The 19673-nt window shown below is 67.2% G+C and carries 17 protein-coding genes; 10 read left to right on the top strand and 7 right to left on the bottom strand.

Translation table 11 applies throughout. The features are described 5' to 3' along the window. Window positions 1-187: 187 nt before the first annotated feature. On the top strand, window positions 188-2527 hold the full coding sequence (locus tag DES52_RS23500; RefSeq protein WP_146237307.1) for a LuxR C-terminal-related transcriptional regulator: 2340 nt from the start codon (window positions 188-190) through the stop codon (window positions 2525-2527). Window positions 2528-2533: 6 nt separating this feature from the next. Here DES52_RS23500 and DES52_RS14885 read toward each other — a convergent pair whose 3' ends face one another. After that, window positions 2534-3088, bottom strand: coding sequence for a GNAT family N-acetyltransferase (locus DES52_RS14885; protein ID WP_110887615.1), 555 nt, complete (start codon window positions 3086-3088; stop codon window positions 2534-2536). 220 nt (window positions 3089-3308) lie between these two features. Between DES52_RS14885 and DES52_RS14880 the strand changes: the two genes are divergently transcribed. Both DES52_RS14880 and DES52_RS14875 read left to right on the top strand, forming a co-directional pair. Next, window positions 3309-4073 carry an AfsR/SARP family transcriptional regulator gene (locus DES52_RS14880; protein WP_170131071.1) on the top strand — a complete coding sequence of 255 codons (765 nt, stop codon included), beginning with the start codon at window positions 3309-3311 and terminating at the stop codon, window positions 4071-4073. Window positions 4074-4189: 116 nt separating this feature from the next. Continuing rightward, window positions 4190-4633, top strand: coding sequence for an HU family DNA-binding protein (locus tag DES52_RS14875; RefSeq protein WP_146237306.1), 444 nt, complete (start codon window positions 4190-4192; stop codon window positions 4631-4633). A gap of 5 nt (window positions 4634-4638) precedes the next feature. Here the strand turns inward: DES52_RS14875 and DES52_RS14870 are convergent, their stop codons facing one another. Next, window positions 4639-5133 (bottom strand): cupin domain-containing protein, encoded by a 495-nt coding sequence (locus tag DES52_RS14870; RefSeq protein WP_110887613.1) that lies wholly within the window; start codon window positions 5131-5133, stop codon window positions 4639-4641. Window positions 5134-5137: 4 nt separating this feature from the next. Then, window positions 5138-7816 (bottom strand): hypothetical protein, encoded by a 2679-nt coding sequence (locus DES52_RS14865; RefSeq protein WP_110887612.1) that lies wholly within the window; start codon window positions 7814-7816, stop codon window positions 5138-5140. A gap of 224 nt (window positions 7817-8040) precedes the next feature. Between DES52_RS14865 and DES52_RS14860 the strand changes: the two genes are divergently transcribed. After that, a complete protein-coding gene (locus DES52_RS14860) occupies window positions 8041-8904 on the top strand; it encodes a hypothetical protein (RefSeq protein WP_110887611.1) in 864 nt (287 codons plus the stop codon). A 68-nt stretch (window positions 8905-8972) separates the two neighbouring features. On the opposite strand, the gene DES52_RS14855 is transcribed toward DES52_RS14860, so the two are convergent. Both DES52_RS14855 and DES52_RS14850 read right to left on the bottom strand, forming a co-directional pair. After that, entirely contained in the window at window positions 8973-9977 is a 1005-nt protein-coding gene (locus tag DES52_RS14855; protein ID WP_110887610.1) for an inorganic phosphate transporter, read from the bottom strand. Then, on the bottom strand, window positions 9970-10608 hold the full coding sequence (locus DES52_RS14850) for a DUF47 domain-containing protein (RefSeq protein ID WP_110887609.1): 639 nt from the start codon (window positions 10606-10608) through the stop codon (window positions 9970-9972). Before DES52_RS14850 ends, DES52_RS14855 begins: the two co-directional genes overlap by 8 nt. A 185-nt stretch (window positions 10609-10793) precedes the next feature. Between DES52_RS14850 and DES52_RS14845 the strand changes: the two genes are divergently transcribed. The 3 genes from DES52_RS14845 to DES52_RS14835 are packed head-to-tail and all read left to right on the top strand — an operon-like array spanning window position 10794 to window position 13065. Beyond that, the gene (locus DES52_RS14845) at window positions 10794-11477 is read left to right on the top strand and encodes a response regulator transcription factor (RefSeq protein WP_110887721.1); all 684 of its coding nucleotides are present in this window, start codon (window positions 10794-10796) and stop codon (window positions 11475-11477) included. Beyond that, on the top strand, window positions 11474-12430 hold the full coding sequence (locus DES52_RS14840; protein WP_245901037.1) for a sensor histidine kinase: 957 nt from the start codon (window positions 11474-11476) through the stop codon (window positions 12428-12430). Before DES52_RS14845 ends, DES52_RS14840 begins: the two co-directional genes overlap by 4 nt. Further along, a complete protein-coding gene (locus tag DES52_RS14835; protein ID WP_110887608.1) occupies window positions 12427-13065 on the top strand; it encodes a phosphate signaling complex PhoU family protein in 639 nt (212 codons plus the stop codon). Before DES52_RS14840 ends, DES52_RS14835 begins: the two co-directional genes overlap by 4 nt. Window positions 13066-13084: 19 nt before the next feature. On the opposite strand, the gene DES52_RS14830 is transcribed toward DES52_RS14835, so the two are convergent. Next, the gene (locus tag DES52_RS14830) at window positions 13085-13954 is read right to left on the bottom strand and encodes a DNA repair protein (RefSeq protein WP_110887607.1); all 870 of its coding nucleotides are present in this window, start codon (window positions 13952-13954) and stop codon (window positions 13085-13087) included. A gap of 179 nt (window positions 13955-14133) precedes the next feature. Here DES52_RS14830 and DES52_RS14825 point away from each other — a divergent pair, with 179 nt between their 5' ends. Next, on the top strand, window positions 14134-15468 hold the full coding sequence (locus DES52_RS14825; RefSeq protein WP_110887719.1) for an erythromycin esterase family protein: 1335 nt from the start codon (window positions 14134-14136) through the stop codon (window positions 15466-15468). A 15-nt stretch (window positions 15469-15483) separates the two neighbouring features. Here DES52_RS14825 and DES52_RS14820 read toward each other — a convergent pair whose 3' ends face one another. Next, the gene (locus tag DES52_RS14820; protein WP_110887606.1) at window positions 15484-16266 is read right to left on the bottom strand and encodes an IclR family transcriptional regulator; all 783 of its coding nucleotides are present in this window, start codon (window positions 16264-16266) and stop codon (window positions 15484-15486) included. A gap of 85 nt (window positions 16267-16351) precedes the next feature. Between DES52_RS14820 and DES52_RS14815 the strand changes: the two genes are divergently transcribed. Together DES52_RS14815 and DES52_RS14810 are read left to right on the top strand one after the other, a co-directional pair. After that, complete coding sequence (locus tag DES52_RS14815) at window positions 16352-18109, top strand: M28 family peptidase (protein WP_110887605.1); 1758 nt, start codon at window positions 16352-16354, stop codon at window positions 18107-18109. Window positions 18110-18122: 13 nt separating this feature from the next. Further along, window positions 18123-19661, top strand: a complete 1539-nt coding sequence (locus DES52_RS14810) for an ABC transporter substrate-binding protein (RefSeq protein ID WP_110887604.1) — start codon at window positions 18123-18125, stop codon at window positions 19659-19661. The last annotated feature ends 12 nt before the right edge of the window (window positions 19662-19673 follow it).

The raw sequence follows: 19673 nt of genomic DNA, 5'->3' as shown, positions 1-19673 counted from the left end.
GTCGGACGTTCGGGAGAACGTCGAAGAGGGCGCGCGACTCGAACGAAGCGTCGAATCGGGTCTGCGAATCAATCAATCATACGCGGCGCACGAACCGCGAAACGTGAGCCGCCGTTCGCCGCCTTCGCTCCGCAATCGACGCCCGTGCGAGCGAACGTCGGGCACGCTGACCTACACTGAGGGAATCGTGACGCCGCGCGATTCTCTCTTCGACCAGCGCCGCCCCCTTCGATTCCCGATCGCCGAACTGCTGGGGCGAGCCGAAGAGCTCGCCGCGTGCCGCGCCTTGCTGCTGCGTGACGACGTCGCCCTCGTCACCCTGACGGGGTTCGGCGGAGTCGGCAAGACGACCCTCGCCACGCGCCTCGCGCAAGACCTCGCCGAGCACTTCGAGCGTCGAGCGTTCTTCGTGCCGCTCGCGACGGTGCGCGAGCCGTCCCTCGTGCCTCACGTGCTCGCCGAAGCGCTCGGCCTCACCATTCGCGGCGACGTGGTACGAGCCGTACTCGACGCTCTGCGTGACGTTCACGCCCTGCTCGTCCTCGACAATTTCGAGCAGGTGCTGGACGCCGCCGACTTCGTCGCGGAACTGCTCGTGGAAGCGCCGAGCGTCAAGGTGCTCGTCACGAGCCGCGCTCCGCTGCAACTCGGCGGCGAACACGAGGTTCCCGTCGGCCCGCTCGCGTTGCCGTCGAGGCGTGAGCGTGAACATTCCGACGCTCTCGCCGAGGTGCCGTCCGTGCGCTTGTTCATGCGGCGCGTCGAAGCGATTCGCCCCGACTTCGAGTGGACGGACGACGAGATTCGGCGCGCGGCGGACGTCGTGACGCGCGTCGGCGGGTGGCCGCTCGGCATCGAACTGGCCGCCGCGCGCGTTCGCGTGCTGTCGCTTTCCGCCCTCGTCGAGGCGCTCGACGAACCGTTGCGACTCCTCACGCGAGGTCCGCGCGACTTGCCCGAGCGGCAACGCACGCTGCGCGCGACGATGGACTGGAGTCACGCCCTGCTCGGCGAGAAGGAAGCAGCGCTGCTCGCGCGTCTCGGGGTCCTCGAAGGCAGCTTCACCGCTTCCGACGTCCGCGCTTTGTTCGGCTCGGACGCTCTCGACGCCCTCTCGGCGCTCGTCGAGCAGGGCTGGGCGCTGTCCGAGGCGGGCGAGCCTCGCTTCTCGCTGCTGGAGGCCGTGCGCGAATACGCGCTCGAACGCTTGGACGTCTCGGGTCTCGCCGAGGCGACGCGCGAAACGCACGCGCGCTTCTTCCTGTCCGGCTTGGAGGCGGCGTTCGCGGCGGGCGATCCACGCGCGGACCGCGACACGTACGTGCGCTGGGTCCGGGCGCGGTACGACGACTTGCGCGAAGCGCTTTCGTGGGCGGTCGATTCGAACCGAATCGACCTCGCCGTGCGCTTCGAACGCGGCCTCTACCAATACTGGAATATGCACGGCGCGTCGATCGGGGAGGGACGCGTTTGGGTGGAATTGCTGCTGTCACGCGCCGACGACATGGACGCCCGTACGCGCGCCCACCTGCACAACGTCTCCGGCAACTTCGCGTTGCTGCGCGGTGACTTGAGCGCCGCGCGGCGAGACCACGAGCGAGCCCTCGTCTTCGCGCGCCAAGTCGCGGACCACACGACCGAAGCGCACACGCTGATGTTGCTCGCGTACGTCGAGGGCCGCTCAGGCCGCGACGACCTCGCCGAGGCGCGCGCCCACGAAGCCCTCGACTTGTACGTCGCCCTCGGCGACGCGCTCGGCGTCACGACGTCGCGGCACGCCCTCGGCCACACCCTCGAACACCAAGCGCGCGTCGCCGAGGCGGCGCGCCTGTACGAGGACGTGCTCGAACGCGCGCGGACCCTGCATCATGACGGCGCCTTGCTCGTCGACGCTTTGTGCGCGAACGGCCGCGTCGCCACGCGCCTCGGCCACTTCGAGCAGGCGAGCGCGTGGCTGCGAGAGGCCTTCACGCTCGCGTCGAACACCGCTTCTCCCTTGCTCGTCGCTCAGGTGAGCAACGAACTCGGCGTCTGGCATCTCACGCGCGGCGACCTCGACGCGGCGAGCGAGCAGTTCGCCGAGGGGTTACGGTTCGCGCGGCAAGCGGGCGTCCTCTCGCTCGTCGGCGCCCTGCTCGAAGGGCAAGCGAACGTCGCGCATCGACGCGGCCAAGAGCGAAGCGCGCGTGACTTGCTCAAAGAAGCCTTGGCCGCCTACCGAGACCGCGTGTCGCCGAGTCGCTTTCAGCAGGCGGAAGCGACTTTGCGCGCCTGGGAAGAGCCTCAGGAACCTCGAGCGGCGAGCGAGGCGCAGGGGCGTCACGTGCTGACGGACTTGACGTCGCGTGAGCGTGACGTCGCGCGTCTCGTCGCCGAAGGCTTGTCGAACGCCGAGATCGCTCGGGAACTCGGCGTCAGCGTGCCGACCGTGAACGCGCACTTGCGCGCGATCTTCTCGAAGCTCGGCGTCACGACGCGCGTGATGGTCGCGCGCCGAGCGATCGAACTCGGCTGGCTCGACGGCTGAAGGGCGTCAACGCCGCTCGAAGTCCTGCCGCGTCATGCCGTACATCCACGAATCGCCCGAGCGCCACGAACTCGGGCGGCCGTACGCGCGCAACGTTCCTTCACGCCTCAGGCCGAGCCGTGCGAGCACGCGGGCCGACGCCTCGTTCTCGACGAACACCGCCGCTTGAACGCGGCGCCGCCCGCGCTTCTCGAAGGCGTACGCGAGCACGCGCTCGGCCGCCTCCGTCGCGTATCCGCGTCCTCGATGCGGCGCCCCGAGCCAAAAGCCGATCTCGGCCCAGCCGTGAAAGTCGTTGAAGGCGAGCTCCACGCACCCCACGAGGCGTTCTCGTCGCGTGATCGCCCACGAGAGTTGACGGCCCGAGCGCGCTTCCTCCTCGTGCCCGTCGATCCACGACGCGGCGGCCCCGACCGGATACGGATGAGGCACGAAGGTGAACTTCGCGACCGAAACGTCGCTCGCGAGGACGTACACGTCGTGCGCGTCTTCGCTCGAGAACGGCCTCAAGTGCAGCCGAAGGGTCGAAAACGAGGGAATGAGCGGAAGTGTGTCGATCATGCGCGCCGTGCCTCCTTGAAGTCACGGTCAGGATAGGAGTGCCCGCGCGACCTTCGCATCGTCCATTTCAACGAGGACTTCGCCGACTCGGTTCGTTTCGACCCGAAGTGCTCGAACGCCGCTCCCTCGAATGCAGGATGCCGAGAAAGGCCCTGCGCCCGTACCCTGCAAGGGCAACGAGCGCGCCTCGGCACGGCGCGGTTCACCGGAGGTCCTCGACATGACGAACGACAGCCACTTCATTCACCCGACTCCTACGCCTTGCTACGCGATTCGCCTGCTGGGATCGCCGCGCGCCGAGGTCGCGCCGGGGCGAACGTGGCTCGTGGAGCGCAAGACGGCGGCCCTGCTCGCTTACCTCGTGCTGGAGGGCGACACGCCACGCGCCCGCCTCGCGAGTTTGCTGTGGCCCGCCACCCGCGAGGAAAGCGCGCGCAACAACCTCGTGCAACTGCTGCGCAAACTGCACGCCGCGATCGGCGCGACGATCGTGACGGGCCGCGACTGTGTCACGCTCGCCGAGAACGTCACCGTGGACGTTGCTGGAATCGTGCGGGGAAGGTGGCGCGACGACACGGACCTCGGCGATCACCGCTTGCTGCACGGCTGCGACTTCGACGATTGCCCGGAGTTGGAAGAGTGGGTGTTCGCGCAGCGTGCGCGCATCGAAGAATGGTTCCTGCTCGCGCTGCGCGACCGCGCCGAGCGCTTGGAGCGCGCCGGAAACGAAGGAGCGGCCCTCGTGTGCCTGCAACGCCTGCTCGACCTCGATCCTCTCTCCGAGGACGCGCATCGCCGCTTGATGCGGCTGCACGCCCTCACCGGCAACCGCCACCGTGCCTTACGAAGCTTCGAGCGGCTGCGAGAGGCGCTGCGGCGCGAACTCGGCGTGGCGCCCTTGCCGGAAACGGCGCTCCTCGCGCAAGCGATTCGTTCGAATGTGCCGCTCGCCGAGCCGAGCGACCGCTCGCGGTTCTCGGCATGACTCAGGACGCCGCGTGACGCGAAGGATGGGGGCGAGCTCGGTCGGGCTCGCTCCCATCCTCATCCGTGAACGTTTGCTCTCTGGGCAAGGACCGTCTTCGCCCTCAAGATGGCGCCATGGCGCAGAAAAACCCGAAGGCCAAGAAGGACAAGACGCAAGCCCTGCTGCAAGACGACACCTTACAGGCCGCCGCGTCGGGCGATCCGCAGGAGAACGCGCCCGTCACGAAGACCGGGCCGCGCGACGTGGGCCGCCTCGGCAAGACCGACCTCGCCGATCAACTCGCCAACCGCTGCGCCCTCGGCAAGAAGGACGCGCGGGCCACCGTGGACGCCTTCGTGGACATCGTGGCCGAAGCGTTGCGTACGGGACGCAGCGTCGGCCTGCCGGGCATCGGAACTCTGTCGGTGCGTGCGACGGCGGCGCGAACGGGCGTGCGGCCCGGCACGAGCGAGCGCATTCAAATTCCGGCGGGCAAGAAGGTCGCCTTCAAAGCGGCGAGCGACCTCAAGGGTGCGCTCGGCCTCAGCGACGCCAACGCGGACGACGCGGGCGAGTAAGCGACTCACGGCGGGCCTTTCCCGAGGAGAGGCCCGTCTTCCAAGACGCGGCACGAGCGGCACAACGCCTGCCAGGCTCGCCCGTCTTCGGGAGGCCACGCGCGCGAGCGTGCGCGCAAGTTCGCGAGCTTTTCGAAGTACGCTCCGACGATCGAGGACGGCGCGATGAGCAGCAAGCGTGCCGCGTCGCTCGACGGATTCGAGACGCGGTGCGGCAGGCGGGCGGGCACGACGAACGACGCTTCGGAGCCCAGCGTCAAATCCCGCTCGGGCGTCGTGAAGCGCACGTCGCCTTCGAGGACGAAGTACGTGACGCAGGTGACGAGGAAGGCGCGCGTGGGCCACTCGTCGAAGGACGGCGGCAAGCGAACTTCGAGGGTCGTGCCGCTCGTGGCGCTTGGCGGGCCGTCCACGAACGCCAAGCGGCACGCGCCGAGCGTCAAGACGCGTCGCTCGCCCGCGCGGGCCACGCGCACCTGAAAGTTTGAAGGCTCGTTCATACGATCACCGACGCAGCAAGGTGAGGTCGTACGTGACGACGTCCGTGGTGTCGCCGCCGTCCTCGGGGCCTTTGGACGTGCCGTGGAGCGCGGTGGTGTTCGCGTCCCCGCTCACTTCCGCGTACAAGCCGACCCCCTCGGACGACGGGCGGGCGGTCGTCTGCACGCTGTTCACGTCTTGCGCGGTGTGGCACGGGTAGCTTTCGATAATCGAGAGGGTGCGCGTGTCTTGCGTGAAGATCGTCGGGCCGCCGAAGTTGACGATCCACTTGCCGTCCCTGAATTGAACGGCGCCGCCCGCGCTCTCGTGCGACTCGCCTTCCTCCACGCTCTTGTCGCCTTGAAAGCGGGTGTACGTTTCCGAGCAGATGATCCGGCCCGTCCAGTCGCGGTCCTCTTCGGGACCGCTCACGGACACGTTCAACTCGTGGTGAGAGCTGTACGAGGCGAAGGTCTGGTTGGCGTGCGTGCCGCGCCCCGCGAGAATGTCGATCATTTCGCTCGCGGTCGGCAAGGTTAGCTCGATTTCGAGGCTTTGGTCGCGCTGCAACGTCTCCGTCCAGTTGTTCTCGTGCTTGTTCCAAGTCGTGTGAACGTCGCGCTCGAGCTTGCCTTTCCAGCCGCACGTCGAAGCGCCCATCGCACCTTCGTCGCTCACGCCGAGCAGTGCCGCTTGCCGAACGGTTCGCGTGAGCTCCAAGAGGGCCGTCAAGGTCGGCGTGACACACGGCTGCGTCTGCTCTCGCAAGCACGCCTGCACGGACCCTCGAACGGCGTCCATGGCCGCTTGCTCTTGCGCGTCGTGCCCGCCGCCGATCAATTCGGCTTGCCGCACGAAGTTCAAGAACGACGGAACGAGGCTTCGACCGATCGTACAGTTCGAGGAGGCGTCGGCCAGGTACGGCGCGACGTTCTCGTCATACATGCGGTTCATCAGCGCGTCGAGCTTTTCTCTGAACTGCGGATCGCCCGGCTGATCGGCCAAAGCGGCGAGCCGCTCGCGGTTGAGAAGATCGCGAATTTCCGAGGCGACGGCCTCGGTGCCGTACTGCGCGGCCCGCGCGGCGAGGGCGGCGCGCTCGGCGTCCGTGCCGCTCGCCACGCCGTACCCGCTGAAGTGCGACAGCTTGAGGGTGTAGCGTTGCAACGTCGTGTCCGCCCCAAGCGCCGGGACGTCGAGGTCGACGCCGGGGCCGCGAAAGGAGAAGGGCGAGATTTCGCCCGCCGCGAGGGGCGCGGCGGGCGAAATCGTGAGCGTGGCGTACTGGTAAAGCTGCAGGCCGTCGGGTTCGAGCTTCACCGCGCCCGCGAGCGGCCCCCCGAAGGGGAGGCCGCCAATCGACGCGAGCGGCGTCATGGTGATCTGCGTGTCCTCGGCGAGCGCGTTCGGCGGAAAGGTCAAGGTGTACTTCGCGCCGTCCGCGCCGACCGTGGCCAGGGTACCGCCGCCGCTCGCCGAGATCACGTTTCCCACGGACGCGCTGTAATCGGGCGCGGGCGACACGGAACCGCTCGAACCCCCTCCGCTGCCACCGCCGCTCGCGCCTCCGATCGTCGCGCCCACTTCACGCCGCGTCTCGCTGCCGCTCGTGTCCGTCGCGATCACCGTGAGGGCGTGCGCGCCGCTTTCCGGATTCGTCCACGCGGCGCTCCAGCGATTCGTGAGGTGGCCCGCGTCGTCGACGTCGAACGTGACCTTCGCGGCGCCTGCCGCGTCGTCCGTGCTCGCGACGAGGACGGGACCGTCGAACACTTCGAGCCTGCTCAGCCCGACGTCGTCGAAGCTCGACCCGCTCACCAGGACCGATCCGCCCGCGACTTGCGGCGTGTCCACGCCGAGGTCGGGCGCGTCGAAGTCCACTTTCACGCCCGTTCCCGACAAGAACGGCAACGCGAACGTCGCGCCGAACGTCTTGCTTGCCGCCGTCTCCGCGTCCGCCGCGCCGAGGCCGGTGACGGTCGCGCCGAGCGTGAACGTCGCGCCGCTCGGCGTGGCGGCGGCCGTGACGCGCGCCCCGAGCTTCCCGCTCGCTTTGACGTGGCCGAGGTTCGCGTCGAGCGCGTACTCGACTTGGAAGTCGTCGAGGGGCACCGTGTACCGCGCGCCGTTCGCGTCGGGCGTCTTGACGCTCAGCAGCACGTCGAACGTCTGACCGGGCACGACGGCGTTCATCGGCAGGGCGCTCGTGAGGGCCACCGCGCCGTCTCCGATCAGGGTTTGAAGCTTGAGGGTCACCGCGCCGTTCGCCGTGACGCTTTGCCGCTCCAAGCGGCCGAAGGCGAGCAGGACCCCGTTCGCCGAGTCGCTCGCGCCCGCCGCTTGAAAGGTGTACGAGCCCGGCGCGAGGCCGACGTTCGCGCTCGCCGCGCTCGGCGTGAGGTCGAGGTGATCGACCGTCCCGTTCGGGTCGGCGTGGCGTTGCGCGTCGAACTTCACGAGGCTTCCGTCACTCGTGAACACCCGGACGCGCACGTCCCTCACGGCGCTCGCGCCGCCCGCGTCGGTGGGCAGGCCTTGCGGTCGAACGCCGGAAGCGTCGCGGGCCGCGAAGGGAGCGCGCAGCGTCAACGTGACGAGCCCGTCGTTCGGAGAGGGGAGACGGGGGCCGCCGCAGCTCGCGAGCAGCGTCGTCACCGCGAAGGTGAGGGGCCAGAGGACACGCTTGTTCTTCGGACTGTGCATCGAGAACCTCCTTCGAGGCGGCCGGTCGCCGCCTCGCTGGTGGTCAAGGTACGCTCGCGGCTCGCGCGGATACATCGTTCGTTTCGATGCCCCGGCAAGGAGGGCGAAGGTGGTTGAATCCAACGAGGTGACGCTCGGAGGCGCGCGGACGCTCGAGTCGAGACGTTGGGTCGAACGATGTGTCCGCGGGCGTGCACGCGTACCTTGGCCGTCGGAGGAGAATCATGAACCGAACGGCCCGCCTCGCCCTCGCATCGACTGCCTTGCTGACCTTCGCGGTCCCCGCCCTCGCCGCGCCCGCTCTCCCCGACGAACTCGTCGGAGTGTGGGAAAACATCGTCGGCGACCTCGAAGTCATCCTGCTGCCCGACGGACGCGCGTTCGTGGCGCACGCCAACGCTTCGAGCGCCGTCAAGGCCGAGCCGGGTACGTGCCGACTGCAAAGCGCGAAGTTGCTGTGTCAGTGGCTCGTGAGCGGCCCCGAGAAGCTCGATTACGGCGTGACGGGCGACGAGATGACCCTCGCGGGCTGGATCGACATGCGGCGCACGGCGGGGGCGGGCGCCGCCCCGACGACGTACGCCCGCCGTCTCGCCGATTTGCAAACTGACGCGGCAGCGTGGCAGAAGAAGTACCCCGTCGGAAAGCCCACGCTCGTCAACCGCAAGGAGGACCCGAACCCGGTACGGACGGTCGCGAAGGCGATCGTGTACACCTCGCCTTGGCTGCAATTCATGGACTTGACGATTCTGACGCGGTACTACCAAGATCCCAGGAACTTGAATTTCCAGCGCGAGTACAAGACCTTCCAAGCGACCGAGTTCTTCTTCTATCCCAACGGCCGCTTCGTGCACACCGTCACCTTGCCCAAAGGGCTCGACGCGGCCTTTCAGCCGACGTACGACATGACGACCGTCTGGGGTCGTTACGACGTGAAGGCCGGAGGACCGCTCGAAGGCGACACGGTGACGTTGCAGTACGACGGAGGCAAGGCGGAGACGGTGAAGGTGCTCGACGGGCGACGCTTTTTGTTCCAGCCGTCGAGCGGCGTCGTGTACACCAATCAGGACGTCAAGAAGCGGCCTTGAGCAAGAAATGCGAGCAAGGAAGAGGGGCGACCTCGCGTGGGGCCGCCCCTCTTCCTTGCTCGCGAACGTCAGCCCGCGATGAGGTGCACGAGCTTGAACCACAGGTAGCCGAGCGCGACGCAGCTCGGGATGGTGAGCACCCAGGCGGTCACGATGCGGCCCGCCACGCCCCACTGCACGTTGCGCGCCCCTTTGGCCGTCCCGACGCCCATGATGCTCGTGGAGATGACGTGCGTCGTGCTGACCGGGATCCCGAGGCGCGTCGCCGTCTCGATGATCGTCGCGGCGGACACTTCCGCCACGAAGCCGTCGATGGGCCGAAGCGCCACGAGGTTATGGCCCATCGTTTTGATGATGCGCCAACCGCCAGTGGCCGTGCCGAGGCCCATCGCCACGGCGGCGGACAGCACCACCCACAGCGGCACGCTCCACTCGTTGCCTTGCCAGCCGAGGTACGCGGCGAGCGCCATCGTGATGACGCCCATCGTCTTTTGCGCGTCGTTGCCGCCGTGGCTGAACGCCATGTACGCCGCCGAGAGGATTTGCAGGCGCCCGAAGACCCGCGTGACGGTGCGCGGCTTCCAGCGGCGCACGAGCAAGATCAAGATCAGCATCAGCACGATCGGCACGAGGAAGCCTAGCGGCGGCGAGGCGAAAAGGCCCGCGAAGGTTTTTTGCAGGCCTTTGAACTCGATGATGCGCCAGCCACCCTCGGCGACGCCCGCCCCCACGATCGAGAAGACGAGCGCGTGGCTCGAACTGCTCGGCAAGCCTCGCCACCACGTCAAGAGATTCCAGGTGATCGCCGACAGGAGCGCCGCCGCGACGAGGGTGAGGGTCGCGAACTCGGGCGCGACGATGTCCTTGCCGACGGTCTTGGCGACCGCCGTGCCCGTCAAAGCTCCGACGACGTTCAAGACTCCGGCCATCAGGACGGCTTGACCGGGGCTGAGCACGCGCGTCGCCACGGACGTCGCGATGGCGTTCGCCGTGTCGTGAAAGCCGTTGATGAAGTCGAAGGCGAGGGCGAGCGCGATGATCGCGATCAAGCCCACGAGGGCGGGGTCAGGCATGCTTGAGCAAGATCCCTTCGATGGTCTTCGCCACGCGCTGCGCTTGATCGGTCGCGTCTTCCAGCAAGTTGTACAGTTCGCCCCAGCGCATGGCGGCCACGAGGGACTTCACGTCGCCGACGTTTTCGTACAGGTCGGCCTCGACTTCGTCGTAGAGGCGGTCGCCTTCGTCTTCGAGCGTCTTGACTTCGATGACGATCTTTTGAAGCTCGTCGTGCCGCTTGGCGTCCTCCAAAAGCGGTAGGCCGCGCGCGATCAGTTCGGCTTGCCGCACGAGGACGCGGGCGAAGGCTTGCGCCTGCGCGGTCGGCGCGTGGATGCGGTACAGCCACGCGCGGCGCGCCGCCTCCTCCATGTAGTCGACGAAGTCGTCGAGGTTCTCGCCGAGATCGATGATGTCCTCGCGGTCGAAAGGCGTGAGGAACGTCGTCGTGAGGGCGTTGGTGAGTTCGTGCGAGAGGCGGTCGCCTTCATGTTCGAGTTCGCGAATGCGGCGCACCTTCGCCTCGACGTTCTCGAAGCGCTCGAAGAGGTCGAGCAGGGCGCGCGCGGTATCGACGGCGTTCACGCCGGACGCGGAGAACAACCGAAAGAAGTTCGGGGATTTGGGCAGGAAGCTGAACAGCGCCATACCCGTCCACGCTACCGAAGCGATGTCATGAAGTTGTGACAACCTTTCAAGGTAAGCCGTTCATTGTCAAATGAATGTCAAGCGGCGCGCGGCTCATCGCGAAGACGGGCGCGGAGCGCACGATGAGGTCTGTTATGCTGGGCGCGCGAGAAGTGTCTGCTCGCTGCTCTGCCTTCGAATTCATCATGAAGCCTGTGATCGTCGTCATAGAGGACGAACCGTCCGTTCGCGAAGTCATCGCGTTCCACCTGCGCCGCGCGGCGTTCGAGGTGCGGCCTTGCGTCACGGGACGAGAAGGTTGGGAAGCGGCGCTTTCGGGAGCGGACGCCGTCGTGCTCGATTGGAACTTGCCCGACGGCTCGGGGTTGGAGTGGCTCGGCCGCCTTCGGGACGAGCCGTCCCTAGCGCACTTGCCCGTGCTGATGGTCACGGCGCGGGCCAGCGAGTCCGAGCGGGTGTCGGGCTTGTACTCGGGCGCGGACGACTACCTCACGAAGCCGTTCAGCGCGGCGGAACTCGTCGCTCGCCTTCACGCGCTGCTGCGGCGCGCCGCGCCGCGCCGACGCGTGCTGCGCGTCGGCGCGGTAGAAGTCGACGAGGATACGGGCACGGCGACGTCGAACGGTCGCCTGTTGCAGCTCGCTCGCCGCGAGTTCGACTTGCTGGCCTTTCTCGCGCGCAACTCGGGGCGGGTGTACGCGCGCCGAGAGTTGCTCGACCGCGTGTGGGGCGAAGACTACCTCGGAACCGAGCGAACGGTGGATCAGCACGTCGCTCGCCTGAGAAGCCAGCTCGACTTGCCGAGCGGTGAGCCGGGCGAAATCGAGACGGTGCACGGTCGCGGGTACCGCATGCGGGAGAGCGCGTGAACGTCGGCGCTCGAACGTCCGACGTCGACCTGGACGTTCTCGACGCCTTGTCCGAAGCGGTCGTGTGGCACGAGGACGGCCGCGTCACGAAGCTCAACCGCGCGGCGCAAGACATCCTCGGCGTGGCGAGCGCTCAAGCGGCGGGACGCTTGCTGCTGGAAGTCGTGCGCGACCACCGCCTCGAACGCGCGGCGTTGCAGCGCGACGAGGCGGACGTGGAACTCGGCGAGCGGCACCTCTTGGCGCGCGGCGTGAAAGGGGCCCTGATCTTGTCGGACGTGACGCGCGAACGGCAGCGCGAGCGCGAATTACGTGAAGTCGCCATGGTCCTCTCGCACGAGTTTCGCACGCCCGTCGCCGCCATCAAGGGACTTCTCGAGGCCCTCGCGGTCGCCGAGGACGAGGAGACGCGCGCACGCTTCGTGGACCTCGGCTTGCTGGAAACCGAGCGGCTCGTGCGCCTCGTGGAGGACCTCGCCGTGGAGTTCCGGCCGCTCGCCGAGCGTACCTTCGCCGTCGGTGAGGCCGTCGAGCGCGTCGTGCGTCTCACGCACGACGAGTTCACGCGGCGCGGCGTGACGATACGCACGAGCGGCTTGCGTCTTCTCGTGCGCTGCGATCCCGACAAGCTCGTGCAAGTCCTCATCAACTTGTTGGAGAACGCCGCGCGGCACGGAACGAGTCCCGGCGTCGTCACGCTCGCCGCGCGGCGTGACGCCAACCTCGGCGTCGTGCGCGTCACCGTGACGAACGAGGGCGAGGCCCTGTCCGACTACGAGACGGTCTTCGAGGCGCGGCGTCGCGGAGCGACGTCGCGCGGAAGCGGCATGGGCCTTTACATCGTGCGGCGCCTCGTGGAAGCGTGGCGCGGCGAAGTGTGGGGACGTCGCGCCGAGCGCTGCAACGAGTTCGGCTTCACGATTCCCGCGCCCGCGAAGGGGGGCGGGCGGTGAGCGACTCGGCGACGCACGCGATCGCGGTGGACTTCTTGCGGATGTTGTCGTTCGTGCACGAGCAGGTCGTGCTCGCCAGCGAAGCCTTGTTGGAAGGTCGCATCGATCACGTCGCGCAAGTGCGCGCCCTCGACCGTCAGGTGGACGCCTTGCAAGACGCGCTGGAAGATCGCTGTCTGCGCGTCATCAGCGAGGACCCGCGCGCGGACGCGACCTTCTTGATGGCGGTCTTTCGGTCCCTCTCGGACTTGGAGCGCGCGGGCGATTACGCCGTGCACGTCGCCGAGGCGTCGAGGGTGCTCGTCGTGAATCCGCCGATGCGGCGCTACACGGACTTGCGGCGCATCATCTCGACCATCAAGACGATGCTCGCCATGACCGCCCGAGCCTTGACGGAGCGCGACGCCGACACGGCGAGCATCGCGACCGCGCTCGACTTGGACATCGACGAGCAGCACGACCAGTTCTACCGAGAGCTCGTCACGTACCTGCACGAACACCCGCACGCCGTCAACGAGGGTTTGGCCTTGTTGCGCGTGGGGCGCTCGCTGCAGCGCATCGGCGATCACGTGGAGAACGTCTCGGAACGCATCGCGAACTGGCTGGGTCCTCGCGGGCGTCAGCTGGGCGTTTGAGTCGCGCCGAGCGCCGCCTTCACTTCAAGCCGAGCGCGAGCAGTTGCCCGAGGTGGCGCGTTCCCGCCGCTTGCAAGTCCTCGAGTTGCGCGGTCGCTTCTTTCACCAACGCCTTGTAGCGCTCGAAGTCGCGGCCTTCGCTTCCCGTGGCGCGCACGACGACGCTACGAATCGTGAAGTGCGCTTCGGGCAGGTGCTCGAGGGCGGCCGCGGCGTTCTTGTGGCGCGCGCCGAGCAGGGCGCCGAGCATTCCGACCGTGTTGCTGCGCTGCATCAATTCACGTTGCAACGTGCGGTTCTTGATCGACGCGATGGCGTCCCAAGCGGCATCGGACAAGGCGGTGGACGGGGACGCGGGGCGATGCACCTCGACGCCGAGCGTGTCGCCCGAGCGCCAAACCCGCGAGTAGGCGCCGCTTCGTTCGGTCGTCCAGTGCGTTTCGAAGTCGCGCGCGTCCTCGATCAGGACGCGCACTTGCGCGCTGTTCTTGATGACCGCGCGGTGGCCGTCGGGCAGCACGCCCCAGGCGCTGAGGTCGTTTTCGTCCGTGGCGCGCATCGCCTCGTAGCTCGCGCGAATCGCGGCGGATCCCGCCGAGACGCGCGCCGCTTCGCGGCCGTCGACGAGCAGGGCGATGTCGGCGCGGTCGCCGCCTTGCACGAGGTGCGCTTCGTGGCGCAAGTGAAGCAGCCCGAGGCCCCAGCGGTCGTGCGCGACGGCGAGGGCGGCGCTGAGCTCGCGGTTGAGGGTGACGCCGTCCGCGCCGTCACGCGCGAGGGGCGCGATGACGCTGTCGACGGCGGCGGTCGCCATGAGCGCGTCGAACGTCTCGAACGTGGCCGTGTCGGGCGCGGTGGGCGTGTCGGTTTTTCTGGCAGCTTTCGTCATGAATTCCTCCGAATCGTACCCCTCATTCTGCTATAAACATAGCGTTCGAAGTGGAACTTGCGCTCCTTCCTGTTGCACACGCGACGCCTCGTCTCGCTGAGAAGTCGGGCGAGGCGCGTTCAGCCAAGTCGAGGGTCGCTTTGAGCGCGAGCGGTTACGGTCGAATTCAGGAGCGAATGATGACGAACTTGATGACGGCGGCGAAGGCGGTTGGCGCGGCGGCGCGCGCTTGGAACGACGACCGTGCGTGCGAGGACGAATTGTTGGAGCGCATCGGAAACGCGCGGTTCGTGCTCATCGGCGAGGCGTCTCACGGCACGCACGAGTTTTACCGTGAGCGCGCGCGCCTCACGCGGCGATTGATTCAAGAACACGGCTTCTCGGCGGTCGCGGTGGAAGCCGACTGGCCCGACGCGTACCGCGTCAACCGCTTCGTGCGCGGCGAAGGAGGCGACGCGACGCCCGAGCAGGCCCTGGGCGACTTCCAACGCTTTCCGAAGTGGATGTGGCGCAACGAGGACGTCGTGGCGTTCACCGCGTGGCTGCGAGAACACAACGCTCGGCAGCCCGAACGCGCGGCGGGCTTTCTCGGCATCGACCTCTACAGCCTGCACCGCTCCATGGACGAGGTCGTCGCGTACTTGGACCGCGTCGATCCCGAGGCGGCCAAACGGGCGCGGCGCCGCTACAGTTGCTTCGATCCGTTCGAGCAAGATCCCCAGCAGTACGGCTTGGCCACGATGTACCACTCGGTGGAGCCGTGCGAGGACGAGGTCGTCGCGCAACTCGTGGAGCTGCAACGCCGCGAAAGCGAACTCGCCAGGGGCGGCCTGCTGTCCGGGGACGAGCACTTCCACGCCGAGCAGAACGCGCGCCTGGCCGTGAACGCCGAGCGGTACTACCGCGCGATGTTTCGCGGGCGCGACGACACTTGGAACTTGCGTGACACACACATGGCGGACACGATCGACGCCCTCGCCGAACACCTGGCGTCGCAGGGACGCTCCGCCAAGGTGGTGGTGTGGGCGCACAACTCGCACCTCGGAGACGCCCGCGCGACGGACATGGGGTGGAAGCGCGGCGAGCTCAACGTCGGTCAACTCATGCGCGAACGTCATCCGGGCGAGACGTTCCTGCTCGGCCTCACGACCCACCACGGCGAGGTGACGGCCGCCGACGACTGGGGCGGTCCCGCGCGCCGACGCCGCGTGCGTCCGGGCCTCAAGCGAAGCTACGAGCAACTGCTGCACGAGGTGGGCCTCGCGAACTTCTGGCTGGACTTGCGCGAGCGAAACGAAGCGACTCACGCTTTGAGCGAGGGCAGGCTGCAGCGCTTCATCGGCGTGATCTACCGCCCGGAGACCGAGCGTTGGAGTCACTACTCCGAGACGCGCCTCACCGAGCAGTACGACGCGGTGTTGCACCTCGACGAGACGACGGCCCTCGCGCCCCTCGATCCGACGAGCGGCTGGACCGAGGGCGAAGCGCCCGACACCTACCCGACGGGCGAGTGAAGCTCATCTCGACGCTCAAGGTTTGAAGCCGAGGTCGCGCGAGATGCGCCGCGCCGCTTCGACGACGAGGCGGCGGTAGCGTCCGCGCCGCTCGTCGTCGAAGCGCAGCAGCGGTCCCGCCACGCTCACGGCGGCGACCGCTCGTCCCTCGTGGTCGAAGATGGGCGCGGCGATCGAGAAGGTGCCGTCCTCCAAGTCGGCGATGGCGACGTGGCTGCCTTCTCGCCGGATGTCGTCCAAGACCGCGCGCAGTTCGGCGGGGTCGGCGGTGGTGTGGGCCGTGAAGCTCGGCAGACCCGCGTTCAAGACGCGGCGAAGCACGTCCTCGCCCGCGTAGGCGAGCAGCACTTTCGGCGTGCCGCCCGCGTGCAACGGCCCGATGCGGCCCACGGCGGCGTACATGCGGATAGGGTGCGGCGATTCGCGCAAGTCCACGACGACGGAGTGAAGGTCATCACGCACGACGAGGTGGACGTTTTCGTGCGTGGCGGCCGACAAGTCGTCGAGGGTGCGCCTCGCGGCGCGCGTGAGCGACCATTGCGACTCGGCGCGTTTCCCGAGCAGGTACGCGGCTTGCCCGAGGCGGTAGGCGCCGACGTCGTCTTGCCAAACGAGGGCGTGGTCTTGCAGGTTGCGAAGAATGCGGAAGACGTGGCTTTTGTTGAGCCCGCTTCGCTCGACGAGGCCTTGCAGTCTCAGTCCGGGTTCGTGTCCCACGAGCTCGAGAATGTGAATCGCGCTTTCGAGGGCCGCGATGTTGTACGGACGTGTCGTGCTGAGAGGACTTGACTTTGGCATGAGGACTCCTTCAAACTACCTGGAATCTTACCTGAAAAAACGCTGTTTTATACGGTAAAACAGGCAGAAGGACCGGAGGCAAGGTATGTTGACCGACGCCGAACAGGCCACCCTCGACGCCATCACGCTCGACGCTCCCTGGGAATTGATCGAACGGTTCTCGCGCTTGAAACGCGAGGATCCCGCCGACGTTCGAACCGCCGCCGACCTTCTCGTCGCGCGTCTCACCTCGCACGGCGTTCCCGTCCACGTGCACCGGCCCGAACTGTACCTCAGCATTCCCCGCTCGGCCTCCATCCGCCTCGGCGACCAGACCCTGCACGCCAAGGCCATGGCCATGAGCGCGAGCCTTCCCGGCGGCCACACCGCGCCCCTCGTGCATCAACCCAGCGTGTACGCCGCCGACGCCGACGAGATGTTCTCCAAGGCCCTCTTCGGCGACGCCGTCGACGTGCGCGGCAAGATCGTCGTCACCGAAGGCTTCGGCATGCCCGGCAAGGTCGGCGAACTCGAAGAACGCGGCGCCCTCGGCGTCATCGCGGTGAATCCCGGAGACCGCGCCCACTGGGGCATCTGCACGAGCATCTGGGGCACGCCCGACCTCGACGGCCTGCCCCGCAAGCCCAACATCCCGGTCGTGAGCGTCAACCGCCACGACGGCGCGCTTCTCATCGACGCGGCACATGATGGCCAAGCCATCACCCTCTTCACGCACCTCGACGAAGGCTGGTTCGAATCGCCCATCCCGGTCGTCACCATTCCCGGGAGAGAAGACCCCGACGCCTTCGTGCTGCTGCACGGTCACTACGACTCGTGGGACGTCGGCGTCGGCGACAACGCCGTTGGAGACGCGACCCTCCTCGAAATCGCGCGCGTCCTGTGGGAACGCCGCTCGGAACTGCGGCGCACCGTCAAGATCGCGTGGTGGCCCGGCCACTCCACGGGACGCTACGCGGGCAGCACTTGGTTCTCGGACACGTTCGCTCTCGAACTGCACGACCACTGCGTCGCGCAAGTCAACTGCGACTCGCCCGGCTGCCGCGACGCCACCGAGTACCGAGACGTCTCGTGGATGCCCGAGGCGGAACGCTACGCCCAAGCGGTCATTCGAGACGTCACCGGGCAGGAATCCTTCGGAGAACGCCCTCCTCGCGCGGGCGACTACTCGTTCAACAACATCGGGCTCACCGGGTACTTCATGCTCCTCAGCACCATGCCCAACGACTTGCGCGCCGAAAAAGGTTACTACGCCGTCGGGGGGTGCGGCGGCAACATCGCTTGGCACACCGAGGACGACACCATCGACGTCGCCAACAAGGACATCTTGCTCAAGGACATGCGGATCTACGCGCTCGGCACGCTGCGCGCGGCGAACGCCACCACCCTGCCCTTCGATTACACCCTCGCCGTCGACGATCTCACGGCGGCCGTCACGAAGTACCAGGCGGCGGCCAAAAGCCACTTCGACTTCTCACGCGTCCACGACGAACTCACGGCGCTCAAAGCCGTCATCTCCGAGCTCGACGCGTACGCCGCCACTCTCGACGGACGCCCCCTCACGGACGACACCGTGCGCCGAGTCAACGCCGCGTACCTCACCGTCACGCGCCTGCTCACGCGCGTCAACTTCACGCGCCAAGCGCCGTTCTTTCACGATCCCGCCATTTCCGTCCCGCCGCTTCCCGACCTCGCGGTCGCCCTCGACCTTGCGAACGTCGCGCCCGACAAGATCGGCTTTCACAAAACGCACCTCACGCGCGGCCAAAACCGCGTGATCGCCACGCTGCGCGACGCCGCTCGCGCCGTCCGAGCCGCCCTGCCCACGCCCGCTCCCACTCTCTAACGGAGGTTTTGTCATGAGAAAAGCTCTCCTCGCCCTCGGAGTCGCCCTCGCCGTCACCGGCGCAAGCGCGCAAAGCAACGTCTTGAAGTTGCCCCTCATCAACGACCCCATCATGAATCCTCTCGTCGCGCCCGACCTCGGGTCGATCCTCGTCAACAAGGTCATCTTCCCGGGCCTCGTGCGGCCCAACGAAGACTTGCAGCCCGAACCCGACCTCGCGGCGTCGTGGCGCGTCACCAACAACGGCCTCACGTACACCTTCAACCTGCGGCAAAACGTCAAGTGGCACGACGGGCAACCCTTCACGGCCGACGACGTCGTCTTCACCTTCAAGACGATCATCAATCCGCAATCCGGCTCGCGCCTCGTTTCCGACTTCAACTCCATCAAAGACGTCGTCGCCGTGAACCGCAACACGGTACGGTTCACGCTCTCCAAGCCGTTCGCGCCGTTCCTCATCCTGCTCGGCCACAACGCCGGCATCGTGCCGAAGCACCTGCTCGAAGGCAAGGACCTCAACAACTACAACGCCTTCAACCGCCAAATGCCCATCGGAACCGGGCCGTACAAGGTGTCGCGCGTCGTTCCCGGCGCCAGCATCACCCTCGTTCCGAACCCCGACTACTACGGCGCAAAGCCGAAACTCGACGGCATCACCTTCCGAGTCGTGCCCGACATCAACACCCAAGTCGCGCAACTCCGCTCGGGCGAACTTGACTGGGTGAACGTCGAGCCGTTCAACCTCGCCGCCCTGCAAAACGACCCGAACGTCCGCATCAAGCAAGCCGACGCCGTCCAGCACTTCCTGGTGTTCTTCAACTTGAAAAACCCCTTGTTCAAGGACGCGAAGGTGCGCCAAGCGATGCAGTACGCCGTGAACCGCAAGGCGATCATCGAAGGCGTGCTGCGCGGCTACGCCGACTACCCCGTCGGCACCATCCCGACGGCTTTGCGCGCTTACTTCAACAAGTCCATCAAGCCCGTGCAGTTCGACCCGAACCGCGCCTTGCAAATCCTCGCGCAAGCGGGCTGGAAGCGCAACGCGCAAGGCACGCTCGTCAACGCCAAAGGCGAGCCGTTCAAGTTCAGCCTCATGGTCGACCGCGGCAACCCCACGCGCGAACAAGCGGCGCTCGCCGTGCAGCAAGACCTCAAGCGCATCGGCATGGACGTCACGCTGCAGACCTTGGAGTTCGGCACGCTCGTGCGCGACTTCCTGCTGACCGGCAAGTACGACGCCAACCTCATCTGGTGGACGACCGCGCCCGATCCCGATCAGTACTCGTACTACGCGACGGGGCAAAGCAACAACCAAGCGTTCTACAGCAACTCGCAAGCCGACGAACTGCTGCGCCGCGGACGCGAAACCACGAGCCTCGCCGCGCGCAAAATCATCTACACCAACTTGCAACGCCTCGAACTCACCGATCCGCCCGTTCTCGTCTTGTGGTACCCGAAGGAACTTCAAGCGATTCGTCGCAACCTCACCGGCGTGCCCGACCTCGGCATTCGTGACGCCTTGCGCCACTCCGAGAAGTTCGACTTGCGCTGAGCGCTCCTGACC

The organism is Deinococcus yavapaiensis KR-236 (genome assembly GCF_003217515.1).
Taxonomy (GTDB): domain Bacteria; phylum Deinococcota; class Deinococci; order Deinococcales; family Deinococcaceae; genus Deinococcus_A; species Deinococcus_A yavapaiensis.
Note: the sequence above shows the minus strand (reverse complement) of the source record. Positions and strands in the feature narration are given on the sequence as shown.

Bases quoted from the DNA above. Each gene is read 5' to 3' on its own strand.
- DES52_RS14860 (WP_110887611.1), top strand. From the start codon at position 8,041: ATGAACCGAACGGCCCGCCTCGCCCTCGCATCGACTGCCTTGCTGACC.
- DES52_RS14870 (WP_110887613.1), bottom strand. From the start codon at position 5,133: ATGAACGAGCCTTCAAACTTTCAGGTGCGCGTGGCCCGCGCGGGCGAG.
- DES52_RS14875 (WP_146237306.1), top strand. From the start codon at position 4,190: ATGGCGCAGAAAAACCCGAAGGCCAAGAAGGACAAGACGCAAGCCCTG.
- DES52_RS14815 (WP_110887605.1), top strand. From the start codon at position 16,352: ATGTTGACCGACGCCGAACAGGCCACCCTCGACGCCATCACGCTCGAC.
- DES52_RS14810 (WP_110887604.1), top strand. From the start codon at position 18,123: ATGAGAAAAGCTCTCCTCGCCCTCGGAGTCGCCCTCGCCGTCACCGGC.
- DES52_RS14850 (WP_110887609.1), bottom strand. From the start codon at position 10,608: ATGGCGCTGTTCAGCTTCCTGCCCAAATCCCCGAACTTCTTTCGGTTG.
- DES52_RS14830 (WP_110887607.1), bottom strand. From the start codon at position 13,954: ATGACGAAAGCTGCCAGAAAAACCGACACGCCCACCGCGCCCGACACG.
- DES52_RS14880 (WP_170131071.1), top strand. From the start codon at position 3,309: ATGACGAACGACAGCCACTTCATTCACCCGACTCCTACGCCTTGCTAC.
- DES52_RS14845 (WP_110887721.1), top strand. From the start codon at position 10,794: ATGAAGCCTGTGATCGTCGTCATAGAGGACGAACCGTCCGTTCGCGAA.
- DES52_RS14855 (WP_110887610.1), bottom strand. From the start codon at position 9,977: ATGCCTGACCCCGCCCTCGTGGGCTTGATCGCGATCATCGCGCTCGCC.
- DES52_RS14820 (WP_110887606.1), bottom strand. From the start codon at position 16,266: ATGCCAAAGTCAAGTCCTCTCAGCACGACACGTCCGTACAACATCGCG.
- DES52_RS14865 (WP_110887612.1), bottom strand. From the start codon at position 7,816: ATGCACAGTCCGAAGAACAAGCGTGTCCTCTGGCCCCTCACCTTCGCG.
- DES52_RS14885 (WP_110887615.1), bottom strand. From the start codon at position 3,088: ATGATCGACACACTTCCGCTCATTCCCTCGTTTTCGACCCTTCGGCTG.
- DES52_RS14825 (WP_110887719.1), top strand. From the start codon at position 14,134: ATGACGAACTTGATGACGGCGGCGAAGGCGGTTGGCGCGGCGGCGCGC.